Genomic DNA, 25,566 nt, shown 5'->3' on the forward strand with positions numbered 1-25,566 from the left:
AGTGTGGTAGGATGGCTTTTTACTCAATAGCACGATCTTTTTGATACTCAATATGACCCAGCCGCTACTTTTTCATAAAACCTATTTGCACCCTACTAGTAATGAGTGGGTTGTATTTGTGCACGGTGCTGGTGGTAGCTCTTCTATCTGGTTCAAGCAAATTAAAGCTTACAAGCAACACTTTAACTTATTGCTGATCGATTTAAGAGGTCATGGAAAGTCAAATCAGTTACTTAAAGAGCTCATTGCTAGCCGTTATACCTTTACGGAAGTTACCCAAGATATTTTGAAAGTATTGGACCATTTAAAGATCCAATCCGCTCATTTTGTCGGTATGTCGCTTGGTACTATTATTGTTCGAAACCTTGCTGAATTGTCATCAGAGCGCGTACGTTCGATGGTGCTCGGTGGTGCTGTCACAAGGCTTAACACTCGTTCTCAGATATTGGTGAAATTAGGTAATTTTTGTAAGCATATCCTACCGTACATGTGGCTCTACAAACTGTTCGCTTATATTGTTATGCCTCAAAGAAGCCAACGAGAATCTCGCCACCTTTTTATTCGCGAAGCCAAGAAGCTTTGCCAAAAAGAATTTAAACGTTGGTTTATTCTTGCCGCTGATGTAAATCCGTTAATGAAATATTTTAAAGATCGAGAGTTACCCATTCCGACTCTTTACTTAATGGGCGACAGGGATTACATGTTTATTAAACCTGTCAAAGAAATGGTTGCAGCACATAAGCTCAGCATTCTACGAGAAATCCCGAATTGTGGTCATGTATGCAATGTAGAGCGTCCAGAAGACTTCAATCAACACTCCATCGAGTTTATTAAACAGCAAGCTGTATGTGCTTAAAACTGAGTGCATCCACTGAATAGGAGAGCCGCTATAGCTCTCCTAGTTGATATCCACATTGCCAACATGCACCAAATTGCCCTTCGTTTATTTCATGACATTTTGGGCATTGCCAATCTTGATACTCATGCCTATCGGATTGTTTTCGATATGCTTTTACTATTTCTTCAGCTTTCATCTTTTGTGCCGTGTCAAAAAGCCACACATAAGGATCGGTATCATCACCAAACGGCAGTTCTCCTTTTAAGCCGAAAATACCTTCTCCGCGAACTTCACAGTAAATTTGTTCCACTTTAAGCAGCTCACATACAATGTGTGCTTCTGCTGGGTTTTTAGCGATAAATATTTTCATCAAAATACCCACTTCACCAATTACGAGTTTTGCTGACTTGGTGTCGGCCTTACTTTATTCATAACCCATTTAGTGATGATTGGAAATAGTCCCAATAGCGCAAAAGACGCTAATACTGCGGGTGAAACAATGCCCGATAGGCTTTCAATTGTTGCTAATTGAGTACCTGCATTCAGATATACGGCTGTGCCTGGCAGCATACCTATTTGGCTAGTGAGATAAAATCGACCTACAGACATCGGTGTTAAGCCCATCAGTAAGTTGATTAGAAAGAAAGGGAATACAGGGATTAGACGCAAGGAAAATAGATAAAAAGCTCCGTCTTTTTCGACACCTTGATTAATTGCGTTGAGTTTATTTCCGAATTTGTTTTGTACCCAGTCACGCAATAAGTATCGGCTGCTCAAGAAGGCCAGTGTTGCCCCCATAGTGCTAGCGAAAGAAACCAGTAGCAAGCTTGTCCAAAAACCAAATAAGGCTGCACCAAGTAAGGTGACTACTGCCGCTCCTGGGATAGAAAAAGCGGTAATTGCAATGTAGGTAAAAAAGTAAATCGCAGCCGAGAATACAAAATTCTGATCGATGTATGTAGTTAGTGCTTCTTGTTGGGCTTTTGCATTCTCTAAGGTTAAATACTGGCCAAAGTTAATACCTAAAAAGACGATAGCCGCTAGTAGGATGAGACCTAATATCAGTTTCTTATTCATAATTTTGATTCCAATTTGGGATATATGTAATAAGACAGTAGGAAAACCGAAAAAATTTCACAAAAAAACCGCAGATTAGACTGCGGTTTTACAAGATAGTTTTTAGGCCGACTTTTATTGGAGGCCGTTCATCAACTCATCTCGGCGAGCTTGAGGTACCACACTCCAATGAGTGCCGTTGATAGCACCTTCTAGTGCCCATAGCAACTCAATGTTGACGGTTGCAGAGTGCGTATCTCTTATCGCTTTATAGGCGTTAAGCGCACCTTCCTCTTCAAGCTTCTCTACGGATTCGATGCCGGCTTTTTTTAGCATGCGCTCGGTAGCCAGTCGTAAGTTAGGCAAATCTTTCAAACGGTTAGGCTTTGTACTTGCTTGCTGTTCTTTCTCAAGCTTTGCCTTTTTCAATGATTGATTCGCTACTTCGATTAAGCGTTCGCTTGATTCCCATAAATCGCTGGAAATAGCGTAGTACTTTGTAACGACTGGAAAGCCACGTTTTTTATAAACGTAAGGCTTTAGCCCTTGTTTCTCGAAGTCAGATGAAGTTTTTTGGTCTGCTCTGATATGAAGCTGATTGTTTACCACTAGTGCAAACATTGTTTCATCAGCGAATAGTCCGAAGCCACCAAACATTGAGCGCGACTTGATATTACCAAGTGCCTCAAATAGCTTCATAGAGTCTTTGAGTATCGGTTTATCCATGTTTTGTTATCTCGGTGTAATTAATATTACGCCACCAAAAGTCAGGTCCGAGAGAGTAGCAAACATGCGTAAAAACAATGTCATTACAGAGTAAAGTCATTGCTTACACACTTGCCATCGGTAACCCCGCTACCTTCCATATCGTAATATGGTTCAGGCCGGAGGCTTTGCGTCCCACTCTTTCGAATGGTTTGCCCTGTGCGTGACACAATGAGCATACTTCTTATATTGAATTAACATCACGGTTTAGCGTTAAAAGTGTGATTTCGGTTCAATAAAAATGATAGATTGAATGCTCTATTTTGCATATGGAAAGGTGCAAATTGGCCTTTGAAAAGGAGTTCTTAATATATATTACATTTATATAAAACAGGGAGTTAACGTTAGTCAATTGTTATTAGAGTGGTGTGAAGTATTAGAGAATGCTTAATTTTTCCAAAAAAATAAGCGCCCCTGTAGAGCGCTTATTTAACACGGTTAAATACAGTGAAATTTAGTTCATTTTTTTCACAGTATTTCGAATTACAAGCTCAGGTTGCATTTCGAAAATTCGTTTTTCGTGTTCTTTATCTTTGATACGCTCAAGTAGAATTTCGAATGCATTTTTACCAACACGACGTTTAGGTTGGTGGATAGTCGTTAGCGGTGGAGAGAAGTATTCCGCAAGCTCGATGTTGTCGTAGCCGATCACTGAAATATCTTCAGGAATTTTGATCCCGTTTTGTTGCAAGCGGCTCATTAGGCCTAGAGCCATTGTGTCGTTAAAACAGAATACCGCCGTCGGGCGCTTGTCCATTGCGGTAATTTTATCTGCAACTAATACGGCCGTATCACATTCAAAGTTACCTTCAAGGATCCAGTCTTCATTTACAGCTAGGTTCGCTTCGCTCATTGCGCGACGGAAACCTGCAATGCGCTCTTGGCAAGCAAGCTTTTCAAAATGACCGCTTAGACAAGCGATATCCGTATGACCATTGTCAATCAGATGTTTGGTTGCAATGTAGCCACCTTCTTCTGAGTTATCCATGATCTTGTCTGCTTGTGAGCTCTCTGGGCCCCAATCCATGACCACTTTAGGAATGTCCGCATGACGGTCAAGCATCTCTTTTAGTTCTTCGGTTAAGTCAGAACACATCACTAGGATGCCATCAACGCGCTTTTCAGCCAGCATACGAATGTAATCGCGTTGTTTTTCGTAAATCCCGCCTGTGTTACATAAAATCAGAGTATAGCCTTGGCGGTAACAGTAGCTCTCAACGCCATCAATCACTTCTGAGAAAAATAGGTTAGTTGATTGAGTTACTAACATGCCAATCGTACGAGTTGAGTTGCATTTTAGGCTGCGTGCAACGGCACTTGGCGCGTAATTCAGCTCGTCAACGGCTTTCATTACTTTTTCTTGCGTTGCTTCTGCAACGAAACGCGTTTTATTGATAACGTGCGAAACTGTCGTAGTGGAAACGCCGGCTAAGCGAGCAACGTCTTTTATCGTGGCCATAAATGGTGTCCTGTATCGAGCTACTGAAATATGTCGTATTGGATGTACCTGATGCTCTAATGGTTTCACACCTAGCAATATAAAATTGGCGCTAAGTGTCTCGGCAGCGGTTGATCCAAGTGCGACAAAAGGGTACGTAGCAGCATCGGTCGATGAATTTTATCTTTTTTCTATCTGATGAGAAATTGCCATCAACCTGTTAAGAAAACACAAAAACCGCTATATTTCAGCGGTTTACATATAAATCATATTTAATCGTTTGCGCTCACATTTTAGCCCTATGTGGACTGACTAGCAATGTTTTCAGCAAGAGATTTGTGTATTTGAAGTCACATTTTGACTGCTAAATAACCAAGCGTCTTTGCGCTAAGTTAAGGCAAACGAATATTATACCCAAGTTACTTACAATTGGTCACTTTCAGGCATACAGGAAGCCCGATAGGCAGGCTCCCTAAAAATAGGCGGCAATTATTCACCAAGAAGGTAGGCGCTGTCTAGTTTACAAAATGCAACTAATAGTTTCGCGACACTCGAGTAAAATCCAAATTCGTCGAATTTTTTACATTTGTCTGAAAACTGAGGTAACCAAGACATCAATTGTTGCTGGATAAAGTCGTTTTGTTTAACGAAGGCTTCTTCCATGTGTTTTTCTTGTTCAAGCTCGTTTGAGCGGATAATCATGTTCCCGAGAAAGTCGAGCTCAACGGCTAAGTGATCCGCAGGTTCCTTTAGGTTTTCGTCTACTTGAACGCCAAATTCAGCCATCAACTTTTCCATTTCCTCAGCTGGCTTGTCATTCAGTAAACCTGATTCACCAATGTACATGGATGCGTAAGGAAGAGCGCCGTATTTTTCTGTCTTCAAAAACAGTTCACAAAAGTCAGCTGCAAGCTCTAGTTGTGCATCTTCACGATCTTGTAACCGATTCAATGCATCAACTAGGCTATCAACGGCTGGTTTTAGCGACTCATTTTCACCTAAACCTGCGAGAAAACTGCGAATTTCAACACTGTGATAGGCTTCCAATTCTTTCTCTGTTAGTTCTTTTGCGAACAAGCTCGAAAACCACCAGTAAATTTCAGCGCGTTTTTCATTAAAAGCTTTCACTTCTTGCATTTTGGGCTCCTGAATGATGCTTCAAGTCATGCATCACAAAGTCAATTAGGGATATCCCCTAAGTGTAATCAATTAAAATGAATAGCAGTAACTATAATTGTTATGTTTTATGGTCAAAAATGACCGTTTATTAATAGCAATGGGTAAGCTTGTTTTGAATCAATAAAAACGCTAAATCTTGCGTTTTAATGTATCTATGACTAGAAATGTTACTAGTTATGAATAGAATACGTCTTGGATAATAAGAAGACAGAAAAGTGGTGTAAATGAGCTATCACGTATTAGTCGTAGAAGATGATGTTGTAACTCGTAGTAAGCTTGCGGGATATTTCCAAAATGAGGGCTACCAAGTCAGCGAAGCAGAGAGTGGCGCAGAAATGCGTGAAGTTTTGCAAGCGGGCGATGTAGACCTGATCATGCTGGATATTAACCTGCCTGGTGAAGACGGCCTGATGCTTACTCGTGAGTTACGTAGCCAATCGGATATTGGTATCATATTAGTAACAGGACGCACGGATAGCATTGATAAAATCGTAGGCCTAGAAATGGGTGCTGACGATTATGTGACAAAACCTTTTGAACTGAGAGAGCTGTTAGTTCGCGTGAAAAACTTGCTGTGGCGTATTTCAGCAGCGCGCAGTGGCAGCTCGAAAGCGAATGAAACCAGTGAAGAGCACATTGTGCGCTTTGGGGAGTGGACATTCGACATTCAACGTCGCGCACTTAGCCGCAACGGTGAGCCAGTAAAACTAACTAAAGCAGAGTATGAACTTTTGGTGGCATTATCGTCTTACCCTAACCAGGTGTTAAGTCGTGAGCGTATTTTGAACATGATCAGCCATCGAGTGGATGCGCCGAATGACCGCACCATTGATGTTCTTATTCGACGTATGCGCGCAAAAATGGAGTTCGATCCTAAGAACCCACAGATTTTTGTAACGGTGCACGGCGAAGGCTATATGTTTGCTGGTGACTAGTTGGAACATAACTCAATCGTAAAAAGAAAAGGAGAGCTTCGGCTCTCCTTTTTTGTGGCTTCAAGATAATACTAGTTTGCTTCAACCATTGGTGTTTGGCCGACAGTATCACGCAACCTTTGCCAAATACTGCCCAAGTACTCATGCCAATAAAGCTCTGTTTGTTCTAAGTAACGCGCTTTAGGTGAGTATTTATCCCAAGGTTGACTTATCTCGCTAATAGCTAAGAAGTTGGTCGGGGCTGGGATTGGTTTAATGCCTGCTGCGTTGAACTCATACAATGCACGGCTCATGTGACTCGCGGAAGTGACTAACACAATCTCCTTTTGTTGAACGAATGCAGCCGCTTGACGCGCCTCTTCCCACGTATCTTTCGCATCTTCTAATAAAATGATATCGGATTTCGCGACTCCCAACGCAAGGGCAACGTTCGCCATCATTCGCGCGTGGCTAATTTCAGATCCGCCAGCATAGCCGGATAAGATTAATTTCGCGCCTGGATACATTCTTAAAATACGAATGCCCTCAGTTAAGCGCATTAATGCTGCACGGCTTAACTGCGAGGTGGGTGGAATTTCGTCATCGATAACATGACCATTCCCTAAAACCATCACGTAGTCGATGGTGCCAGAAACTGGCAAAAAGGCTTTATGCTCTCGCTCTAACGGCATAAGAAGCTTGGTTGAAACAGGTTGGAAGGCAACAAGAAAAATGCCAACAAAAGAGAATAGAACAACGAAGCAGCCAGTTTTACGTTTTGTAGTAAAACTAATGAGAGCAAGACCCAACAAGCCTATCAGCAGCAATGCCGGAAGGGGCATAAGCATGGCTGACACTACTTTTTTCAGCTCAAACATACATAAATAGTCCGAAAAAACATCAATTGATAATAAAAATGAGGGTATCCCTCTTTATTCCTGCTTTCCTTGTGCCAGAATAGCGGCACAATCCGTTATGATAACTCAGCAGAAGTGACAGAAGACCGCAATTTCGACGATATCGCCCACAAATTTGCAAAAAATATTTACGGCTCCGATAAAGGGGAGATCCGCCAAATCATTGTGTGGGAAGATTTTCTACAGATTCTAAGTGAATTAGATGCTGACCAGCAACCCCTAGAAGTGTTAGACGCTGGTGGTGGTTTGGCACAAATGTCGCAAAAGCTTGCTAAGCTCGGACATCGAATCGCTTTATGTGATCTATCTTCGGAAATGCTGCAGTTGGCTAAGCAGGATATTGAAAAAAACGGTTTGCTTGAGCAGTATCGCCTGATTCATTCGCCTGTCCAATCCATCGGTGAACATATGGATGGACAGGTCGATCTGGTTATGTTCCACGCTGTGATGGAGTGGCTGGTTGATCCTAAGGCCGCACTTGAAACAGTTCTAGAACAAGTAAAACCGGGAGGCATCGCATCAGTCATGTTCTACAACCACCACGGTTTAGTCTATAAAAACGTAGTTTGTGGCAACATTCCTCATATATTAGACGGCATGCCTCACCGAAAAAGATTTAAACTACAGCCGCAAAAAGGCTTAAAACCTGAAGAAGTCTACCAGTGGATAGAAAATTCAGGTTTTAATATTTGTGGCAAATCTGGTATTCGCTCATTTAGTGATTACATAGGCAATATGGAATACATGGGTGATTACGAGTTTGAAGATGTGTTGGCGCTAGAAAAACAACTTTGTCGACAAGAGCCATACCTCTCATTAGGCCGCTACATTCATGTGTGGGCTAAAAAGAACGATAAACAGGAATAACAATGAGTGAGATGACTCTCAATGCTGCAGAGCAACCAATCGATGAGCTGGTTGGCTGGGTTAAGCAGCACGATTTCTCGTTGAACCTGACCACAGAGCGATTGGCATTTTTGATAGCCATTGCCGTACTGAGTAATGAAAGGTTCGATGAAGAACTGGGTGAAGGTGAACTGCATGATGCATTTGCCATCGTCACTCGACTATTTGATGAGACCGGCGAAGCCTCCGCTTTTCGTGCGAACAATGCGATCAACGAGATGGTTAAGCAGCGTCTTATGAGCCGTTTTGTCAGTGAAATTACTGACGGAGCGAGCATTTACCGCTTGTCGCCATTAGCGATAGGAATAACCGACTACTACGTGCGTCATCGTGAGTTCTCAAAACTGCGTCTATCTATCCAGCTATCCATGGTAGCGGATGAAATGGCGAAAGCGATTGAGGCAGCACAAAAAGGTGGCACACCGGGTCACTGGAAGAAAAACGTATACGGTGTTTTAAAATATTCTGTAGGCGAAATTTTCGATCAAATTGACCTCAACCAACGTGTTATGGATGAGCAGCAACAGTCAGTGAAACAACAGATTGCTGACCTGCTTAACAAAGACTGGCGCGAAGCGATCAACAACTGTGAAGCACTTCTGTCAGAAACATCAAGCACGTTGCGTGAACTTCAAGATACGCTGCAAGCCGCCAGTGATGAACTGCAAACTCAGATCCTCGATATTCAAGAAATTGTTTACGGTGACCCTGAGCTGGAGTTTATCGAAGAAGCCTTGTTTGGTCTGCAAATGAAGCTGGACCGAATCACAAGCTGGGGCCAGCAAGCGATCGACCTTTGGATTGGTTACGACCGACACGTGCACAAGTTTATTCGTACTGCAATCGATATGGATAAGAACCGTGCGTTTAGCTCGCGTCTGCGTCAATCCGTCAAAGATTACTTCGATGCGCCTTGGTATCTGACTTATGCAGATGCGGAGAGGCTTTCTGACCTTCGTGATGAGGCCCTAGTACTGCGTGATGACGAGGTCACGGGTCAAGTTCCGATGGAAGTAGAATACGAAGAGTTTCAACAAGTCAATGATGAGCTGTCTGAACGAATTGGTGACATGCTAAAAGCGCATAAAGATCAAGGCACACCAATCGATTTGAGTGTGGTACTGCGAGATTACCTTGCACAGCACCCTTACACTCATCATTTTGATTTAGCTCGCATTATCGTCGATCAAGCTGTACGTCTAGGGTATTCAGAATCGGATTACCAAGCGATTCAACCAGACTGGAAAGCAATCAACGAATTTGGGGCAAAGGTACAAGCGAATGTCATCGACCGATACTAATGAATACATGTCAGAGAATCTGGCAAAAGCAATTTCTAACCCTCTGTTCCCAGCGCTAGACAGCATGCTTCGAGCAGGGCGTCATATCTCAAGTGAAGATCTAGACAATCACGCGTTGTTGTCGGATTTCGAACTTGAGCTTTCTTCTTTCTACCAACGCTACAACACCGAATTGGTGAAAGCGCCAGAAGGTTTCTTCTACCTTCGTCCACGTTCAACGTCTCTGATTGGCCGTAGTGTTCTTTCTGAACTGGATATGCTGGTGGGTAAGGTACTGTGTTTCCTTTATCTAAGCCCAGAGCGTCTTGCGCACGAAGGCATCTTCACTAACCAAGAGCTGTACGACGAACTGCTTGCTCTAGCAGATGAAAACAAGCTGATGAAGCTAGTGACGAACCGTGCGACTGGTTCTGACCTCGATAAAGAAAAGCTGTTTGAAAAAGTACGTACGTCACTTCGTCGTCTGCGTCGCCTAGGCATGATCATCAACATCGGTGAAACCGGTAAATTCAGCATCAGTGAAGCGGTATTCCGCTTTGGTGCCGATGTACGTATTGGCGATGACATGCGTGAAGCGCAGCTGCGTCTGATCCGTGATGGTGAAGCAGTAGTGCACACCAAAGAGCCAAGCCAAGGCAGCTTATTGTCTGAAGAAGATCAAGACGATCAAGCCCAAGAAGAAACAACAGAAGAGGGTGAAGTATGAGCATGATTGAACGCGGTAAATACCAATCGCTGACCATGGTCAACTGGAACGGCTTCTTTGCCCGTACGTTTGACATCGATGGTCTGGTCACCACGCTATCAGGTGGTAACGGTGCAGGTAAATCAACCACAATGGCGGCGTTCATCACCGCATTGATTCCTGACCAAACGCTGCTGCACTTCCGTAACACGACAGAAGCAGGCAGCAGCCAATCGTCTCGCGACAAAGGTTTGTACGGTAAGCTACAGCCGGGCGCATGTTATGCGGCGCTAGACGTGGTGAACTCACGTAACCAACGCCTGTTGTTTGCAGTAAAACTGCAGCAAGTTGCGGGTCGTGATAAGAAGGTAGACATCAAACCGTTTGTTATCCAAGGTCTTCCAAGCCATGTGAAACCAACGGATATCTTGGTTGAAAGCGTATCTGCGACTCAAGCTCGTGTACGTCAAATCAACGAAGTAAAAGAATCGATCGTGGAATTTGAAGGTGTTCAGTTCAAAGCGTTCTCTTCTATCGTGGATTACCACGCGCAAATGTTTGAATTCGGTGTGATTCCGAAGAAACTGCGTAACTCTGGTGACCGTTCTAAATTCTACCGCCTGATTGAAGCATCGCTTTACGGTGGTATCTCAAGTGCGATTACACGCTCGCTACGTGACTACCTTTTGCCACAAAACGGTGGCGTGAAGAAAGCGTTCCAAGATATGGAATCGGCACTGCGTGAAAACCGCATGACGCTAGAAGCGATCAAAACCACGCAAGCAGACCGTGACTTGTTCAAACACTTGATTACAGAGTCGACCAACTACGTGGCGGCGGACTATATGCGCCATGCCAACGAGCGCCGTAAAAAACTAGAACAGACATTGTCTTTGCGTTCAGAGTTATTTGGTTCTCGCGAGACCTTGATTGAGCAAAACAATCTGCTTAACCGCGTTCAAGAAGAGCTGGAACTGCTGATCGAGTCAGAATCTTCTTTAGAGCAAGACTACCAAGCGGCTTCTGATCACTTGCAACTTGTGCAAAACGCGCTGCGTCAGCAAGAGAAGATCGAACGCTACCAAGAAGATCTTGAAGAGCTGAGCGAGCGTCTTGAAGAACAAATGATGGTAGTCGAAGAAGCGCAAGAACGCGTGATGATGGCTGAAGAGCAAGCTACCGTTGCAGAAGAAGAGGTGGATAGCCTTAAGACGCAACTTGCTGATTACCAGCAAGCTCTTGACGTTCAGCAAACTCGCGCCCTTCAATATCAACAAGCAGTTCAAGCGCTGGAGAAAGCGAAGCAGCTACTTGGCGATGACAGCCTAACGGCGGAATCGGCTCAAGCGCTTGTCTCTGAGCTTAAGAGTAAAGAATCAGAAAGCACCAATGCGTTGCTATCGGTTAAGCACAAACTGGACATGTCTTCTGCAGCGGCAGAGCAGTTTGAAACCGCGCTTAAACTGGTACAAAGCATCGTTGGTCAAGTTGAGCGCAAAGACGCGTCTGAACATGCGAAAACCGCAATTGCGAAAGCGCGTGAGTCACAACAAATCGCACAAAACGAACAGCAATGGCGAGCACAACACCGTGATCTCGAACGCAGCCTTAACCAGCAGCGTCAAGCACGTGAACTGGTTGCTGAATACAAAAAGCAATATCACGTTGAACTAACCGATGAGATTACGTTTGAACAAGAACGTGAACGTCATGCGACGCAAATCGAATCACTAGAGATAGCTCAAGAAGAAGTTCGTGATCAGCGTGGTGAACAGCGCCGTCTAGAGCAAAACGCGGTGGCAGAAATCAGTAAGCTTGAAGCAATAGCACCAGCTTGGATTGCGGCGAACGATGCGCTAGAGAAACTGAGAGAGCAGAGCGGTGAAGAGCTTGAGGATCGCCATGCGGTAATGAACCACATGCAAGTTGTCCTTGAACAAGAAAGGGAGCTGTCTTTAGCTAAAGATAAGCTCGCTGAGCGCCGTAGCCAGCTAGACGCTGAGATTGAGCGCCTAGCTTCTCCTGGTGGTTCAAACGACCCTCGCCTGAAAGGTTTGGCAGATACGCTGGGCGGTGTATTGCTGTCTGAGATCTACGATGACATCACGATTGATGACGCGCCTTACTTCAGTGCGATGTACGGTCCGGCTCGTCACGCTATCGTTGTTTCTGACTTGTCAGGCATCGAAGAGAAACTGGTAGAGCTAGACGACTGTCCAGAAGACTTGTACATCATTGAAGGTGACATCGATGCCTTTGATGACAGCTCGTTCGATGCAGAAGAGTTAGAGGGCGCGGTTTGCGTTCGTATGAACGATCGCCAAATGCGTTACTCTCGCTTGCCTGAGATCCCATTGTTTGGCCGCGCGGCACGTGAGCAGCGTCTAGAGTTGCTGCGTAACGAACGAGAAGAAGTGGTAGAGAAACACGCAAAAGCGGCGTTTGATTCTCAGAAAATGCAGCGCTTGTACCAAGCGTTTAACCTATTTGTGTCTAACCACATTCAGGTTGCTTTTGACGCCGATCCAGAACAAGCACTGGCAACTATTCGTGATAAGCGTAACCAAATTGCTCGCGTGTTGGCGGATCTGGATGCGAAAGAGCAACAACAACGTTCTCAGCTTCAAACCAGCAAGCAAGCGTTGTCTTCTCTGGACAAGCTAGCGTCACACATGGTGCTTGTTGAAGATGAGTCATTGCAAGCGCGTTTTGATGAGCTAGAAGAGAAAATCGCTCAGCTTGCAGAGGCAAAAAACTTCTTAAACAACCATGCAAAAGCCGTCACGCAATTAGAGAATATTGCGTCTGCGCTTGATGCTGACCCAGAGCAATTCGATGCACTAGAAGCAGAATACAAAGCGGCAGACGAGCGGCTACAAGATCTTAAGAAGCAAATCTTTGCACTCTCGGATCTCGTTGAACGTCGTCACTACTTCGCTTACTCAGATTCAGTAGACCTACTGAACAAGAGTAGCGAACTGAGTGAGCAGCTAAAAGCTAAACTGGTTCAAGCTGAACAAATGCGTACTCGCTCTCGTGAAGAGTTGAAGCAATCGCAGGGTCAAATGAACCAATACAACCAAGTATTGGCATCATTGAAGAGTTCACACCAAGCGAAACTGGAAACGGTTCAAGAGTTCAAACAAGAACTTCAAGAGTTTGGTGTTAATGCGGACGAAGGTGCGGAAGAACGTGCAATGCGTCGTCGTGACGAACTGCACGAGCGTCTACACACGTCTCGCAGTCGTAAGAGCGAATACGAGCGCACGATCACCTCTACTGAACTAGAGATGAAAGGCTTGGCGAAACGTCTGAAGAAAGTTCAGAAAGAATACGTTGAGCTACGTACCTTCGTGGTTGCAGCGAAAGCTGGCTGGTGTTCAGTACTTCGTCTGGCGCGTGAGAACGATGTTGAGCGTCGTCTACACAAGCGTGAACTGGCTTATATGTCAGCGGATGAACTGCGTTCAATGTCGGATAAATCATTGGGTGCGCTGCGTCTCGCGGTTGCGAACAATGACGACCTGCGTGATGCGCTGCGTCTATCAGAAGACAACGCTCGCCCAGAGCGTAAAGTTCTGTTCTACATTGCGGTTTACCAACATCTTCGTGAGCGTATTCGTCAGGATATCATCCGTACTGATGATCCTGTAGAAGCGATCGAAGAGATGGAAGTAGAGCTGGCGCGTCTAACGGAAGAGCTAACGCAACGTGAAAACCGCTTAGCGATCAGCTCTGAGTCAGTAGCGAGCATCATCAAGAAGACGATTCAGCGTGAGCAAAACCGTATTCGTATGCTGAACCAAGGCCTGTCGAACATCTCGTTTGGTCAGGTGAAGGGCGTACGTCTAAACGTGAAGATCCGCGAAAGTCACGAAGTGCTACTGAACGGTCTAGCGACACAGCAAGAGCAGCACAAAGACCTGTTTGAATCGACTCGCTTTACCTTCTCCGAAGCAATGGCGAAGCTGTTCCAACGTGTGAACCCACATATTGATATGGGTCAACGTTCTCCTCAGGTTCTGGGTGAAGAGCTACTGGATTACCGTAACTACCTAGAGCTAAGTGTAGAAGTGAACCGTGGTACAGATGGTTGGCTACAGGCTGAGTCTGGCGCACTATCAACAGGTGAAGCGATCGGTACTGGTCAGTCAATCCTATTGATGGTAGTACAAAGCTGGGAAGAAGAGTCTCGTCGTCTACGCAGCAAAGACATTGTGCCTTGTCGTTTGCTTTTCTTGGATGAAGCCGCGCGTCTGGATGCGAAATCGATCGCGACATTGTTCGAATTGTGTGACCGTCTGGATATGCAGCTTCTTATCGCAGCGCCTGAAAACATCAGCCCAGAGAAGGGGACTACCTACAAACTGGTGCGTAAGGTGTTTAAAGATCACGAACACGTACACGTGGTTGGTCTGCGTGGTTTTGGTCAAACGGATAAGCCTAAGACTGAAGCACAAGAGATGATTGAAGAGTTTGAATCGTAAACTGCGAATCTAACAAAACGCCCGCAATGAACGCGGGCGTTTTTGTATCTATTTACGAGGTAGGCTTCGAACAACATAAGACAAGCCGAGACTGTAGGACGGCAGTCTCGGCTTATTAACGGAACTTAATGAGGAAGCGATGTTTATTCCTCTGGAATATCGTCCCTGACTTCGATCATTTCAGCAAGCTCTTCAAGTGCTTGGACAGAAAGCTCAGACAAGCGTTGTAGGTGTTGGTCTAAGCTCTCTTGTTCTTCAAGCTCTGGTTCATCATTATTTGTTTCTTTTATTAGCATTTCCCAACCTCTCAAGTTGAGTAAGGGGAGCTCTCATCATACTCAAAAGGCAAAGTAGAAAAGAAACGATCTATGTTGATTTTGTTAGCTCGATCATTGATTCAACTTATATATGAGAAGGATGTGTTTAATAAGGAGAGCAAGTGCAAGGTTTTTGGATGCGGGAACAAAAACGCCAGTAATCATGACAATTACTGGCGAGTAATAACGAACATTAGGTCGGAGGGTTAGAACAACGGCTTCACACCGAACTGCTCTGCTGCGTAAGCGACGCGTTCAATCGGTTTTGGATACTCAGCAGGTGTGCCAAGGCTCTCTATGTGTTTCAAACGAGGAAGCAAGCCTGCACCATTAGCGATTTGGATTGCCAGACCAGGGCGAGCGTTAAGCTCTAAAACCATAGGTCCTTCATCTTTATCCAGCACCATATCCGTACCCATGTATCCCAAACCTGTCATTTCCCAGGCACTTGACGCAAGCTCCAGCAAGCGCTCCCAATGCGGTACTTGAAGGGTCGAAAGGTCTTTACCTGTATCAGGGTGATGAGTAACTGGATGATCGAACTGCACCGCTCTGACGGCTTTACCTGTCGCGATGTCAATGCCTACTCCTACGGCACCTTGGTGAAGGTTTGCTTTGCCGTCGGAAGCCGCTGTAGAACAGCGCATCATCGCCATAACTGGATAACCTTTAAATACGATGATCCGAACATCTGGTACGCCTTCATAACTGAAGCCATCAAAACAGTCATCAAACTTGATTAAGTTTTCAACCACAGCAACGTCATTTTTACCACCAAGAGAGAAAAGGCCAGCAAGCGCATTACTAATGTGACGCTCGACCTCATCCCTACCAATTGTAGAGCCGGAGGGTTTGGTATATACCCCGTTTTTGTGAGACGTAACAACCAGAATGCCTTTACCGCCACTACCTTGTGCAGGTTTGATTACAAAACCAGGCCAGTTCTCAACCATTTTGTGGATAGTCTTAACTTCAGCTTGGTTATGAATGACACCGATCAGGGCAGGAACTGTTGCTCCTGCTGCCTGTGCAATAATTTTGGTCTTTAGCTTGTCATCGACAAGTGGGTATTTAGAACGATCATTGTAACGGCCAATATAGCTGTGGTTACGCTTGTTCATCCCCATAATGCCTTTATGGCGAAGCTTAGACGGCGAAGTAAAACTTTCGAACATCGTTTAGTCCTCCGCTAGTGGTTTGAAGCGTCGTAGCTCAGTGAGGCGGTAACCTGTGTAAGTACCTAGTAATAGAATACCGGCCAGAACAATCAACTGTAGACCAATGAAGTTAAAGGTTAAGTGTTGAATGTATGAGTTCGTCATTGCAAGGTAAACTAATACCGCTGTCAGCAATGAACCACCACCTTGCAGAGCAACTTCCTTCGCACCTTCTTCTTCCCATAGGATTGACATACGTTCAATCGTCCAAGACAAGATGATCATAGGGAAGAAGGTAATTGTTAGGCCTTCCGTTAAGCCCATCTTAAACGCAACAACGGTGAACACCGAGATGATCATAATAACGGTAATAATGACCGCAGATATCCTTGCTACCAGCAATAAGTTCAACCTAGACAAATAGCTTCGAATAATCAGGCCTGTACCTACAATTAGCAAGAAACCGACAATACCCGTTAATAGTTGAGTTTGAACAAAAGCAACGGCAATCAACACAGGCATGAAGGTACCGGATGTTTTCAGGCCGATAATCACACGCAAGAACACAACGATCAGAGCACCAATAGGGATGAGCATGATGGTTTTGAACATCGCTTGCTCTTCCAAAGGTAAGCTATGAATTGAAATATTCAGTAATCCATCTGCTTCTATTTTGTTGTTTGTAGCTTGTTGTGGTGTCATTTCTTGCTTAATCATCGAGAAATGCACTTGGCTATTTTTACCACCAACAAGGTCAAGTAAGGATACGTTTGATTCATCCCACACTAACAAGTTGGGTTTCACTGCTTTTTGTTCGGATTTTGGTGAAAACAGTACCCAATCTTTACCTGACCAAACCTGAACCATTGGTTGAATTGTTTGGCGTCGACGACCATCTTCTAGTTCGATAACACCGACGGTTTTGCTTTGTATACCTGCGGTAAGCAAAATATTATGCAGTGCATCAGTACGGCTGAAATCGTTCAGTAGTAGCGACGAGTTTTGGCTATCTGGGTCATTAAGTGCTTTGATAAGCTCACGAGTAAACGTCACATTATCGGCTGAGCGACTCATCGCACGTTCGATAAGGGCATTTGCCGCTGCTGCTTGTGGTGCTGATAGCGTTGGTGGAGTAATGTCTTCCGTTGGCGGTAACGGAGTGACTTTAGCCTGAGGGTCTACTAAGAACTGGGCTTTGTAGTATATGGTTTGTGGCCCTTGAGCTTGGCGAATTGACCATTCTGCACGACGGCCTGAATCGTCATTGATGTAGGAAACGCCATAACCTGATGAGGAAGCAGATTCACCGATAAGTGTGTAACCACTTTGTGTATGAGGTGCTGCAAGTGACGCTTTTACTTCGTTGCCGTTAGCATTGAACTCAATACGAGCTTCTACATCCCATACCTGGCGAGTTTCGCCTGGCGTCCAAGGCACGCCGTAGTTTTCATGTCTGAAAACACTCAGAGCAATGCCCGCAATCACCAATAAGATGATAGAAAGGTAAAACGGTATTTTTGACGTCATAATCTACCTTATTATTTTTTATCTTCGTCCGTTTGGATATAGGTACGACTTACATCGACAAGTGCTATGTCGCGCATAAATTCTCTACCCAGTAAAATAGGATGGTTCATATGTGAGCGATCTGCCAACGTAAATTGCGCTTTTTCATGAATTTTTCCAACGCGCACCCAAAGTTCTACCACAGCGCGGCGTTCTAACTCTTCACTGGTAACCTGGCGGATTTTGACGTAGCGAATGACAGGAGCTTCGATCCAAGTACTTTTCTCTTCTTCGGATTTACTGGTGTCTGCTAAGTGGAATCGGACCCATTTTTTGCCATTTCTTTCGAACTCTTCAATATCAACGGCATTTAAAGACGACGTCGCGGCACCAGTGTCGATACGTGCATCAAAAGTTTGCTTAATCGACTCTACAGTGACCTTTTCGATAGAGCCAAGGACAATATCGTGAGTTGGGGTTGGTTCCACAGGTGCGGGAGATTGGACAATAATCGGCTCTTTCGGTTTTTTTACTTCTGCCATTGCTTCATCGCGAAATGTAAGAAGTTCAACCTGTAGTTTATCGACTTGTTCTTCAAGGCTGTCGATATAGTCCGATTGGTTGCTGAGCTGCAGCTCTAGGTTGGTAATGCGATTATTGACATTCGCTTCTGAATTTTGAATCGCCGCTAACGTTTCTTGGTGGTACTGTTCGCCTTTGGTTAATGAGCATCCAGATAGTAAGGCGATGGCAACAATCGGGGTCAATCGTAATAACATTGAAAACCTTGGGATTGGATTAAGTTGTTTATTTTTTAGGAGTTTAGCTTATATCGATAAAGCCTCACAAGTAAGAATGTTTCTCTATTACTTATTGTTTGAGGAATAGTGATGAAAAGCCAAAAATCAAGGACATAAAAGCGCATCCTTATTTAGAGCGTGCTTATATTTTGACGTGAAAAATGGATTCAAAAAACAAACTCGCTCATTACGAGGAAAGAGGGTAATGTCTTAACTCGTAAAATGAGTTAAGACAATGTCAGGAATCTCAGCGAATTATGATTTGCGAGCGACAAGAACCGCGCGGCGAGGGGCAGGATAGCCTTCTACAGTTTTGCTTGGGTCGTTCGGATCTAAGTAGTCAGGTAGAGAGTTATGCGTCATCCAATCTGTGGTACGTTGTTCGTCTACGGACGTGATGTTTTCATCAACGATACGAACATCTTCAAAACCGACCAATTCTAGCCACACTTTTAGGGCTTTTGCTGAAGGGAAGAAATAGACATTACGCATTTGCGCGTAACGAGAAGTCGGGACCAGTACTGCATTCTCATCACCTTCAATCACGAGTGTTTCCAATACGAGTTCACCTCCAGATACCAATTGATCTTTTAGTTGCACTAAATGATCGAGAGGCGAGCGGCGATGGTAAAGCACGCCCATGCTGAATACCGTATCGAACGCTTCCAACTTAGGTAGTTGTTCAATGCCCAATGGCAGTAGGTGTGCACGTTGGTCATCGCCCATTAGTTTACGAATTGCTTCGAACTGAATCAGGAACAGGTGAGATGGATCGATACCGACAGTTAAGCGTGCACCTTCGCCTAGCATGCGCCACATGTGGTAGCCGTTACCACAACCTACATCGAGTACGCTGCGATTCTTTAATGGAGAAATATGTGGAAGCACGCGGTCCCATTTCCAATCACTGCGCCACTCAGTATCAATATGGATGCCGTGTACGTGGTATGGGCCTTTGCGCCAAGGATGGAATGTACGAAGTAAGCTTTCTAGCTTTTTAAGTTCCCCTTGAGGCATCGGCTCATTGTTTGAAATCGTGACAGAATCAACAATGTCGATGCTGTCCGGTCTACCCGCTGGGATTTTGTTCAGGGCTTTCAACCAGCGACCAAAGTCACCGTGCTCTGCATTTTGCCAATCCGTTAGCTGTTGTGGAAGCACATTAAGCCAAGGTTGAAGACGGGTGTCTTGGGCAATCAATTGGTAGAAATTTGCAAAGTTAAACATAGTTAGTTAATCGCTGAGTTGATGGGTATAAATTATTAACAAAAGCCGAAATCGGTATGGTTCAGGCTTTGTATGCATGGTCTATTTAATCGCGAACATGGAGCCGAAGTTAAAGCATTGGAACCAAACATCGTAGCTAGAAAAGCCAATTTTAGCGAAACGCTCTTTATGTTCTTTCTTTGAATCTGGGCGCATTACGTTTTCTATCGCGCTGCGCTTTTGGCTGATTTCTAGTTCGCTATAACCATTCGCACGTTTAAAGTCGTGGTGAAGGTCAATTAACAGTTCGTTCGAAACTTCATCTTCGAAGACGAACTTCTCCGATAGAATCAAAATGCCGCCTGGACGCAGGCCTGCGTAAATTTTCTCGAGCAAGGAGTAACGATCTTCTGGAGAGAGGAATTGCAAAGTGAAGTTCAACACCACCACTGACGCGTTTTCAATTTCGATATTGCGAATGTCTGCTTCTACTACATCCACAGGAGTGTCACTGCGGTAAGCGTTGACGTGAAGTTTACAACGCTCAACCATCGCAGGAGAGTTGTCCACTGCGATGATTTGGCAACCTTCTTGTTTGATATGGCGACGCATAGACAATGTTGCAGCACCCAAAGAACAGCCAAGGTCATAGATGTTTGAGTGAGGTTTTACAAAACGCTCTGCCAGCATACCGATTGCAGAAATGATATTGCTGTAACCCGGTACCGATCGTTGAATCATGTCAGGAAATACTTCCGCTACGCGTTCATCGAACGTGAAATCCCCAATTTTATCGATTGGAGCCGAAAAAATAGTATCTGGATTGCTCTTAGGGTTCATAACTAAGTCTCTGCATACAAGCCGCCTGAAAATGTCAGGCACCAAAAAAGGCGCGTATTTTATGGGAATTTCGCGCCTCTGTCATGTGTTGCGTTAGAACATCTGTAACTGCGAGTTGCCATCGTCAGCTGGGAAAGGTGATAACTCAGGGAGTGTGATACGCTTTTGTATGTCTTTATATAGGTTTGCGGCCAACTCTGGCGCAATTATATTGTCTGCGGTATGGATCATGACATATGGCTGTTTACCTTCGGCAATCCATTGTGGCAACTTGTTGAGCCATGGTTTAAAAAACTCGTAATTTTGCTGTTCTTCTGGATGACCAATAAAGCGAATCAAAGGGTGTGAAGCGGTAGCAATGGCGTGAACAGGGACTCGTGGTTTTTTCATTTGTGCATCAATAATCGCCTCATTGTCGGGCTTAGCGGCAAAGACTGGGCGGCTATCCATAATAATGCGGTCAATATTATTCTCTACTAACCATTGGTTAAGTGCTCGCTCTTCTTCGCCTTTGGAGAAAAATGCCATATGGCGAACCTCAACACCGAGAGGGAAGTTAGGTGGAAAGTTCGCACAGAACTTTTTCAGCCGATCAAGGTGCTCAGGACCAAATGCGGCTGGTAATTGAATTGTCCATTGGCCCACACGGTCATGCAAAGGCTCCATGACTTTCATGAAGTCTCTCAGTTGTTCGCTGCAACCTCTTAGCATTTGCTCATGAGTGATGGCTTTAGGAAGTTTGAAAGTAAAGCGAAAATCATCGTGGGTTGCGGCTCTCCAGTTTTGCACTGTATTGAGCGTCGGTGTGGCATAAAATGTCGTGTTGCCTTCCACGGTATGAAACACTTGCGTATACCTTTCTAAACGTTCAGCGGGCTTTGTCCCGCTGCCGTAAAAACTTTGTTGCCATTGATTGTGCGACCACATCGTCAATCCAAGTCGAAGAGGTAAGTTATCCATTATTCTTTACTGCTTGCTACTCGTGTGAATACTTTACGAGAGTTTTGCTGAAATAGGTAATTTCACGCTATAATCCTCCCCAATTTTTTCGCTTTGGTGCGCTTTTGAACATTTGTTGTACTAAAAAGCACCAGTGAATGATAAAACACACGTAATTGTATGTTGAGTAGTCGATTTTCGTGGACATTCAGCGTATAACTGAATCTTTACTCTGCTTAGCAATGAGGCTGACAGAGCGTAGTTAACAACATTTGAGAGATTGGGAATTTCATTATGCGTACCCATTACTGTGGTCACCTGAACAAGTCCCTTGCAGGACAAACTGTAGAACTTTGCGGCTGGGTTAACCGTCGTCGTGATTTAGGCGGTCTTATTTTTATTGATATGCGAGATCGCGAAGGTATCGTTCAGGTAGTTGTTGATCCAGATATGGCGGATGCGTATGAAGTGGCGAACACACTTCGTAATGAATTCTGTATCAAACTAACGGGTGAAGTGCGCGTTCGCCCAGAGAGCCAAGCAAACAAAGACATGGCAACAGGTGAAGTTGAGATCCTTGCGAAAGGTCTTGAAATCATCAACCGTTCTGATGTTCTGCCTCTAGACTTCAACCAAAAGAACTCTGAAGAGCAGCGCCTGAAGTACCGTTACCTAGATCTACGTCGTCCAGAAATGAGCGACCGCATCAAGCTACGAGCTAAAGCGTCTAGCTTTGTTCGTCGTTTCCTAGATGACAACGGTTTCCTAGACATCGAAACGCCAGTACTAACAAAAGCGACTCCAGAAGGCGCTCGTGACTACCTAGTACCTAGCCGTGTTCACAAAGGCAGCTTCTACGCGCTTCCTCAGTCTCCACAGCTATTCAAACAGCTTCTAATGATGTCTGGTTTTGACCGTTACTACCAAATCGTTAAGTGTTTCCGTGATGAAGACTTGCGTGCTGACCGTCAACCAGAATTCACTCAGATCGATATCGAAACGTCATTCATGACGGCTGACCAAGTTCGTGCAACGACTGAGAAAATGGTTCGTGAAATGTGGCAAGAGCTACTAAACGTTGACCTAGGTGAATTCCCAGTAATGCCGTTCAGCGAAGCGATTCGTCGTTTCGGTTCTGACAAGCCAGACCTACGTAACCCACTGGAACTAGTAGACGTTGCTGACCTAGTGAAAGACGTTGAGTTCAAAGTATTCTCAGGTCCAGCAAACGACGAAAAAGGCCGAGTTGCCGTTATTCGCGTTCCAGGTGGCGCTTCTCTGACTCGTAAGCAAATTGATGGCTACGGTGAATTCGTTGGTATCTACGGTGCGAAAGGTCTAGCTTGGATGAAGGTTAACGACCGTGCAGCGGGCATGGAAGGTATCCAATCTCCAGTCGCTAAGTTCCTAAATGAAGACGTGATCAACGGCATTCTAGATCGTACTCAAGCGGAATCTGGTGACATTATCCTATTTGGCGCTGATAAAGCGGGCATCGTTGCAGAAGCAATGGGTGCGCTACGTTTGAAACTAGGTAAAGACCTAGAGCTAACGGATGAGTCTGCATGGGCTCCACTATGGGTTGTTGACTTCCCAATGTTCGAAGAAGATGACGAAGGCAACCTACACGCGATGCACCACCCATTCACATCGCCTCTAGGTGTGACTGCAGAAGAGCTAAAAGCAAACCCTGCTGCGGCAAATTCTAACGCTTACGATATGGTTCTAAATGGCTACGAAGTGGGCGGCGGCTCTGTTCGTATCCACAACGCAGATATGCAAGAAGCCGTATTTGATATTCTAGGTATCACACCTGAAGAGCAACAGCTTAAGTTCGGTTTCCTGCTTGATGCGCTGAAATTCGGTACGCCTCCACATGCTGGTCTTGCATTTGGTCTAGACCGTCTAGTAATGCTGCTATGTGGTACAGAGAACATCCGTGATGTTATCGCGTTCCCTAAAACAACAGCAGCGGCGTGTCTACTAACAGACGCACCAAGTATTGCGAACCCAGCAGCGCTAGAAGAGCTAGCAATCGCAGTAACTGCAGCGAAAGAAAAAGACGCAGAATAAGCGCACAACATTTGAAGAAAACTCCCGCAACTGCGGGAGTTTTTGTTTAAATAAACCCAAGAAACTTCCAAAGCAATTTCCCAAGCAACGCTTTTTAGAACATGTTTTGTTATTAAGCGTCAAAATACATTAAAAGGTGAATTATGGCTGGTCATAGTAAGTGGGCGAATATTCGTCACCGTAAAGCAGCGCAAGATGCGAAGCGCGGCAAAATCTTTACTAAATTAATTCGTGAAATCGTTGTTGCGGCAAAAGAGGGGGGCGGTGAGCCAGAAAATAACCCACGTTTGCGAGCAGCAATTGATAAAGCACTGTCTAACAACATGACACGTGACACTGTCAACCGCGCTGTCAGCCGAGGTGCTGGTGGTGAAGGCGACGACAACATGGAAACCGTGATCTATGAAGGTTATGGTCCAGGTGGTACGGCGGTCATGGTCGAATGTATGACGGATAACCGAAATCGTACGGTATCTGGCGTACGCCATGCATTCTCAAAGTCAGGCGGTAATCTGGGGACGGATGGTAGCGTCAACTATCTTTTCGACAAGAAAGGCGTGATTTCATATGGCCCAGGTTTAGATGAGGATGCGGTAATGGAAGTGGCATTAGAAAGTGGTGCTGATGACATTGAAACGGCAGAAGATGGCTCGATTGATGTCTACACGGCCCCAGGTGACTTTGGACTCGTAAAAGATGCCCTTGATGCCGCAGGTTTTGAGGCAGAGAACGCGGAGGTGTCGCTGATCCCATCTACGAAAGCAGATTTGGACGCGGATACTGCGCCAAAACTACTTCGTTTGATTGACGCTTTGGAAGATCTGGACGACGTTCAAGAGGTTTATCACAATGGTGATATCTCTGACGACGTTGCGGCTACGCTAGATTAAACTCAAGGTGTCGGGAGCGGTATTTGCTCCGAAGTTAGCAAGTAATAATAAAAAGACTGAGGCCGAATTAGGCCTCATTTTTAGGAACATTCATGTCAATTATTTTGGGCATTGACCCAGGTTCGCGCATTACCGGCTATGGGGTCATTCGTCAAAATGGACGCCACTTGCAATACCTTGGTAGTGGCTGCATTCGTACTTCAGAAAAAGAACTTCCGGGTCGGCTTAAACAGATTTATGCAGGCGTCACGGAAATCATTACCCAGTTTCAACCGGACGTTTTCGCGATCGAGCAAGTGTTTATGGCCAAAAACGCGGATTCAGCGCTAAAACTTGGCCAAGCTCGTGGCAGTGCAATTGTTGCTGCGGTGAATGCGGAGTTGCCGGTATTTGAATACGCGGCTCGTCTTATTAAGCAAGCTGTCGTAGGCACTGGTGGCGCGGACAAAGCGCAAGTTCAGCATATGGTTCAGCAGATGCTTAAATTGCCCGCCAAGCCTCAAGCGGATGCGGCCGATGCTTTAGGTGTGGCGATTTGTCATGCCAATACTAACAAGACTCTCGTTGCCTTAGCGGGCAAAGCAACCAGTGCCAGAAAAGGGCGCTATCGATAAAATTAACTGGATGTCTATCCAGTTCTTTATTATCCTGTCGCAAATTCATTTCCAAAGAGTATTTATAGTGATTGGACGTCTTCGTGGCATACTGATTGAAAAGCAACCACCTGAAGTATTAATTGAAGTTAATGGCATTGGCTATGAAGTCCAGATGCCAATGAGCTGTTTTTACGAACTGCCAAATGTTGGCGAAGAAGCCATTATTTATACTCACTTTGTTGTCCGTGAAGATGCGCAATTGCTATATGGTTTCAACACGGTAAAAGAACGAGCACTTTTCCGTGAAGTGATCAAAGCCAATGGCGTTGGTCCTAAACTCGGTCTTGGTATTCTCTCTGGTATGACAGCAACGCAATTTGTTACTTGTGTGGAACATGAAGACGTTTCTACGCTGGTTAAGCTTCCAGGCGTTGGCAAGAAAACCGCAGAGCGATTGGTTGTTGAAATGAAAGACCGCTTGAAAGGGTGGGGCGCAGGCGATCTATTTACACCATTTACGGATGCTGCTCCTGCGGATTCTAGTGCGACATCCAACAACGCGGAAGAAGAGGCAATCAGTGCGCTTCTAGCTCTAGGTTACAAGCCGACTCAAGCGTCGAAAGTGGTATCTCAGATCGCTAAACCGGACATGAGCAGTGAGCAAATGATCCGTGAAGCTCTAAAATCAATGGTGTAACGCTGGTTGCACAGTGAACATTTGTTCAAGATAACTCATTCTCTAAGGTTAATGCCAAT

Annotated in this window: 23 protein-coding genes and 1 riboswitch; of the genes, 10 read left to right on the plus strand and 13 right to left on the minus strand. The window is 45.0% G+C overall.

Annotated features, from left to right (window positions below):
• The first annotated feature begins 52 nt into the window (after window positions 1-52).
• Window positions 53-856, plus strand: coding sequence for an alpha/beta fold hydrolase (locus R8O11_RS06390; protein WP_017820032.1), 804 nt, complete (start codon window positions 53-55; stop codon window positions 854-856).
• A gap of 31 nt (window positions 857-887) precedes the next feature.
• Here R8O11_RS06390 and R8O11_RS06395 read toward each other — a convergent pair whose 3' ends face one another.
• From R8O11_RS06395 to torD, 5 genes are all read right to left on the minus strand, one after another.
• Window positions 888-1,208, minus strand: a complete 321-nt coding sequence (locus R8O11_RS06395; RefSeq protein ID WP_017820033.1) for a DUF2007 domain-containing protein — start codon at window positions 1,206-1,208, stop codon at window positions 888-890.
• 20 nt (window positions 1,209-1,228) lie between these two features.
• The gene (locus R8O11_RS06400) at window positions 1,229-1,915 is read right to left on the minus strand and encodes a TVP38/TMEM64 family protein (protein ID WP_005378366.1); all 687 of its coding nucleotides are present in this window, start codon (window positions 1,913-1,915) and stop codon (window positions 1,229-1,231) included.
• A 114-nt stretch (window positions 1,916-2,029) separates the two neighbouring features.
• Entirely contained in the window at window positions 2,030-2,620 is a 591-nt protein-coding gene (locus R8O11_RS06405; RefSeq protein WP_005378367.1) for a TfoX/Sxy family DNA transformation protein, read from the minus strand.
• Window positions 2,621-2,736: 116 nt separating this feature from the next.
• Window positions 2,737-2,826: riboswitch (cyclic di-GMP riboswitch) on the minus strand.
• Between the two features lie 287 nt (window positions 2,827-3,113).
• Window positions 3,114-4,118, minus strand: coding sequence for an HTH-type transcriptional repressor PurR (gene purR / locus R8O11_RS06410; protein WP_005378368.1), 1,005 nt, complete (start codon window positions 4,116-4,118; stop codon window positions 3,114-3,116).
• Between the two features lie 468 nt (window positions 4,119-4,586).
• Window positions 4,587-5,234, minus strand: a complete 648-nt coding sequence (torD, locus tag R8O11_RS06415) for a molecular chaperone TorD (RefSeq protein WP_005378369.1) — start codon at window positions 5,232-5,234, stop codon at window positions 4,587-4,589.
• A gap of 266 nt (window positions 5,235-5,500) precedes the next feature.
• Here torD and torR point away from each other — a divergent pair, with 266 nt between their 5' ends.
• Window positions 5,501-6,211 (plus strand): two-component system response regulator TorR, encoded by a 711-nt coding sequence (gene torR, locus R8O11_RS06420; RefSeq protein WP_005378370.1) that lies wholly within the window; start codon window positions 5,501-5,503, stop codon window positions 6,209-6,211.
• Window positions 6,212-6,282: 71 nt separating this feature from the next.
• Here the strand turns inward: torR and elyC are convergent, their stop codons facing one another.
• On the minus strand, window positions 6,283-7,068 hold the full coding sequence (gene elyC, locus R8O11_RS06425; protein WP_005387893.1) for an envelope biogenesis factor ElyC: 786 nt from the start codon (window positions 7,066-7,068) through the stop codon (window positions 6,283-6,285).
• Window positions 7,069-7,182: 114 nt separating this feature from the next.
• Between elyC and cmoM the strand changes: the two genes are divergently transcribed.
• From cmoM to mukB, 4 genes are read left to right on the plus strand one after another with little or no spacing between them, the layout of a single operon-like run.
• Window positions 7,183-7,974 (plus strand): tRNA uridine 5-oxyacetic acid(34) methyltransferase CmoM, encoded by a 792-nt coding sequence (cmoM, locus tag R8O11_RS06430; RefSeq protein ID WP_025766915.1) that lies wholly within the window; start codon window positions 7,183-7,185, stop codon window positions 7,972-7,974.
• 2 nt (window positions 7,975-7,976) lie between these two features.
• Entirely contained in the window at window positions 7,977-9,314 is a 1,338-nt protein-coding gene (mukF, locus tag R8O11_RS06435) for a chromosome partition protein MukF (RefSeq protein ID WP_017634722.1), read from the plus strand.
• Window positions 9,295-10,020, plus strand: coding sequence for a chromosome partition protein MukE (mukE, locus tag R8O11_RS06440; protein WP_064376612.1), 726 nt, complete (start codon window positions 9,295-9,297; stop codon window positions 10,018-10,020). Before mukF ends, mukE begins: the two co-directional genes overlap by 20 nt.
• A gap of 2 nt (window positions 10,021-10,022) precedes the next feature.
• Window positions 10,023-14,486 (plus strand): chromosome partition protein MukB, encoded by a 4,464-nt coding sequence (mukB, locus tag R8O11_RS06445; protein ID WP_318194032.1) that lies wholly within the window; start codon window positions 10,023-10,025, stop codon window positions 14,484-14,486.
• A 143-nt stretch (window positions 14,487-14,629) separates the two neighbouring features.
• On the opposite strand, the gene R8O11_RS06450 is transcribed toward mukB, so the two are convergent.
• From R8O11_RS06450 to R8O11_RS06480, 7 genes are all read right to left on the minus strand, one after another.
• Entirely contained in the window at window positions 14,630-14,782 is a 153-nt protein-coding gene (locus R8O11_RS06450) for a hypothetical protein (RefSeq protein ID WP_005378381.1), read from the minus strand.
• Window positions 14,783-15,009: 227 nt separating this feature from the next.
• Complete coding sequence (locus R8O11_RS06455) at window positions 15,010-15,978, minus strand: alpha-L-glutamate ligase-like protein (protein WP_005378387.1); 969 nt, start codon at window positions 15,976-15,978, stop codon at window positions 15,010-15,012.
• A gap of 3 nt (window positions 15,979-15,981) precedes the next feature.
• Window positions 15,982-17,487, minus strand: coding sequence for an inactive transglutaminase family protein (locus R8O11_RS06460; RefSeq protein ID WP_005378389.1), 1,506 nt, complete (start codon window positions 17,485-17,487; stop codon window positions 15,982-15,984).
• Window positions 17,488-17,498: 11 nt separating this feature from the next.
• Window positions 17,499-18,245, minus strand: a complete 747-nt coding sequence (locus R8O11_RS06465) for an ATP-dependent zinc protease (protein ID WP_005378391.1) — start codon at window positions 18,243-18,245, stop codon at window positions 17,499-17,501.
• Between the two features lie 276 nt (window positions 18,246-18,521).
• A complete protein-coding gene (gene cmoB / locus R8O11_RS06470; RefSeq protein WP_054700774.1) occupies window positions 18,522-19,493 on the minus strand; it encodes a tRNA 5-methoxyuridine(34)/uridine 5-oxyacetic acid(34) synthase CmoB in 972 nt (323 codons plus the stop codon).
• A gap of 81 nt (window positions 19,494-19,574) precedes the next feature.
• On the minus strand, window positions 19,575-20,312 hold the full coding sequence (cmoA, locus tag R8O11_RS06475; protein WP_017635063.1) for a carboxy-S-adenosyl-L-methionine synthase CmoA: 738 nt from the start codon (window positions 20,310-20,312) through the stop codon (window positions 19,575-19,577).
• Window positions 20,313-20,405: 93 nt separating this feature from the next.
• The gene (locus tag R8O11_RS06480) at window positions 20,406-21,272 is read right to left on the minus strand and encodes a DUF72 domain-containing protein (RefSeq protein WP_225495527.1); all 867 of its coding nucleotides are present in this window, start codon (window positions 21,270-21,272) and stop codon (window positions 20,406-20,408) included.
• 273 nt (window positions 21,273-21,545) lie between these two features.
• On the opposite strand from R8O11_RS06480, the gene aspS reads away from it, so the two are divergent.
• The 4 genes from aspS (at window position 21,546) to ruvA (ending at window position 25,507) form a co-directional block, all read left to right on the plus strand.
• Window positions 21,546-23,324, plus strand: coding sequence for an aspartate--tRNA ligase (gene aspS / locus R8O11_RS06485; protein WP_005378401.1), 1,779 nt, complete (start codon window positions 21,546-21,548; stop codon window positions 23,322-23,324).
• Between the two features lie 143 nt (window positions 23,325-23,467).
• On the plus strand, window positions 23,468-24,214 hold the full coding sequence (locus R8O11_RS06490) for a YebC/PmpR family DNA-binding transcriptional regulator (RefSeq protein WP_005378402.1): 747 nt from the start codon (window positions 23,468-23,470) through the stop codon (window positions 24,212-24,214).
• Between the two features lie 92 nt (window positions 24,215-24,306).
• A complete protein-coding gene (gene ruvC, locus R8O11_RS06495; RefSeq protein WP_005387909.1) occupies window positions 24,307-24,828 on the plus strand; it encodes a crossover junction endodeoxyribonuclease RuvC in 522 nt (173 codons plus the stop codon).
• Between the two features lie 67 nt (window positions 24,829-24,895).
• Window positions 24,896-25,507 (plus strand): Holliday junction branch migration protein RuvA, encoded by a 612-nt coding sequence (gene ruvA / locus R8O11_RS06500; protein ID WP_017820041.1) that lies wholly within the window; start codon window positions 24,896-24,898, stop codon window positions 25,505-25,507.
• The last annotated feature ends 59 nt before the right edge of the window (window positions 25,508-25,566 follow it).

It is taken from the genome of Vibrio sp. 1288, from assembly GCF_033344475.1.